At 77.9% G+C, this 1904-nt stretch carries 2 protein-coding genes and 1 pseudogene; all 3 read right to left on the reverse strand.

Annotated elements, in window-relative coordinates; translation table 11 throughout:
• Positions 1-650 (reverse strand): annotated as a pseudogene (locus B0E53_RS36030) (ATPase); the annotation flags it as partial.
• Between the two features lie 54 nt (positions 651-704).
• On the reverse strand, positions 705-1190 hold the full coding sequence (locus B0E53_RS36035; RefSeq protein ID WP_107079877.1) for a hypothetical protein: 486 nt from the start codon (positions 1188-1190) through the stop codon (positions 705-707).
• Positions 1191-1235: 45 nt separating this feature from the next.
• On the reverse strand, positions 1236-1832 hold the full coding sequence (locus B0E53_RS36040) for an ATP/GTP-binding protein (RefSeq protein ID WP_107079878.1): 597 nt from the start codon (positions 1830-1832) through the stop codon (positions 1236-1238).
• Positions 1833-1904 lie beyond the last annotated feature (72 nt).

The following is a 1904-nucleotide window of genomic DNA, read 5'->3' on the forward strand; positions in this document are numbered from 1 at the left end:
GCGGTCGTGGCCGGTCCGGCCGGGGCCACCGCACCCGCCGGGCCCGCCTCGCCGGCCGGGCCGGAGCCGCGGGTGGCCGGGCCGTGCTCCCAGCCGACCACGGTGTCCATGGTGACCAGCGCGCCGGTTGCCGGTTCGGCCGCCACCACGGTGAGCAGGGTGCTGGTCCAGGCGTACCCGACGGTGCTGGCGAGGCTGCGCCGGGCGGCCTCGACCAGGCCGCGCAGCGCGGCGTCGGGGAGCACGTCCTGGGGCAGCAGCGAGACGTCGTCGCCGGCGGTGACCACCTTGCCGAGCAGCGCGAGCCGGAGCATCTCCGGGGAGACGGCGGCGACGACGCCGACCGGGCCGGCCAGGGTGACCCGGCGCAGCGGGACCGCCGGCAGCGGGCTCACCGTGACCTGCCCGCCGTCGCGCAGGCCCAGGTTGCCCAGCAGCAGGTCGTCGGCGTAGAGCAGGGCGCTGCTCGCGCTCGGCCCGGCCGGGGCGGCGATGCCGGCGGTCACCCGGCGGCCGCCCAGCCGCACCGGGTCGCCGGGGCGCAGCGCCAGCGCGGTCAGCACCTCGGGGTGCAGGCGGACGACGCCGCGCCGGGCGTCCAGCGCCGCCGGCCGCAGGCTCGCGGTCAGGGTCAGGTCGGGTTCCGCCACCGCCCGACAGTAGCCGCCGGCACCACGTCGTGCCGGCGGGCCCGGTCGGCGGCGTCAGAGCGGGCCGGTGTCCTCCAGCAGCGAGGGATCGCGCCGGATCATGTCGGCCAGCCGGGCCGCCGGGTCGGGGGCCATCCCGTCCTGTCCGGGGGCCGGCACGGTCTTCACCGACATGGGCCAGGCCGGTGGGGGCGCCGGCGCGGGCGCCGCGCCGACCGTCACCTCCGGGCCGGACCAGGAGACCCGCAACGGGTACGCCTGCCCGCCCCGCTCCACCCGCAGGACGACGGCCAGCCCGGGGTGCTCGGCGACCACCCGGCGGACCGCCTCGGCCACCTCCTCGACCGGGTCCCGCTGCTCCGGCGGGTTGCCCCCGCGCAGCCGGTGCGCGCCGTGCCCCGCCCGCCCGTCCGCCGGCGCGTCAACCGGCCCGGCCGCCTCGAACTGCTCGTCCTGCTCGCCGGGCAGCGGCGCCCGGCGGCGCAGCGCCTCCTCGCGCCGGGCCAGCCGGGCCAGGGTCTCGTCCAGATCACCTCTCATCACGTCCACCTCTTCCGTCACCACGGGTCGGAACCGACGGTCGGTTCAGGCACCCTTCTCCCGGGTCGCCCGGTCCAAGGCCCGGTCCAGGACGACCAGCAGCGCGTCCCGTACGGAGAGCCGGTCCCGGGCGTCGAACTGCACCAGCGGCACGTGCTCGCCGATCGCCAGCGCCCAGCGGACCGAGGGCAGGTCGAGGGCCAGCCGGCCGTCGAAGGCGTTCACCGCCACCGCGAACGGCAGCCCGGCCCGCTCGAAGTAGTCGATCGCCGGGTAGCAGTCGTCGAGCCGCGCGCTGTCCACCACCACCAGCGCGCCGAGCGCGCCCCGGGCCAGGTCGTCCCACATGAACCCGAAGCGGGCCTGGCCGGGCGTACCGAAGAGGTAGAGCTTGAGGCTGCGGTCGATGGTGACGCAGCCGAAGTCCATGGCCACCGTGGTGGTGGTCTTCTCCGGGACCGTGCCCGGGTCGTCGACGCCGATCCCGGCGCTGGTCATCTCCGCCTCGGTGGTCAGCGGGGCGATCTCGGAGATCGCGCCCACCGTGGTGGTCTTGCCCACCCCGAAGCCGCCGGCGATGAGGATCTTCACGGGAATCGGCGGGCGGGGCGCGGGCACCCGGACCACGGTCGGGGCGGTCACCGCGACCGGCCGGTACGGCGGCGGCGGGACCGGCGCGGCGGTCCGACCGGCCGGTGGGCCGGCGGCGGCGGG

It is taken from the genome of Micromonospora sp. MH33 (assembly GCF_003013775.1).
GTDB classification, from domain to species: Bacteria; Actinomycetota; Actinomycetes; order Mycobacteriales; family Micromonosporaceae; genus Micromonospora; species Micromonospora fulviviridis.

Coding starts and splice junctions, on each gene's coding strand:
- B0E53_RS36035 (WP_107079877.1), bottom strand. CDS start 1,190: ATGAGAGGTGATCTGGACGAGACCCTGGCCCGGCTGGCCCGGCGCGAG.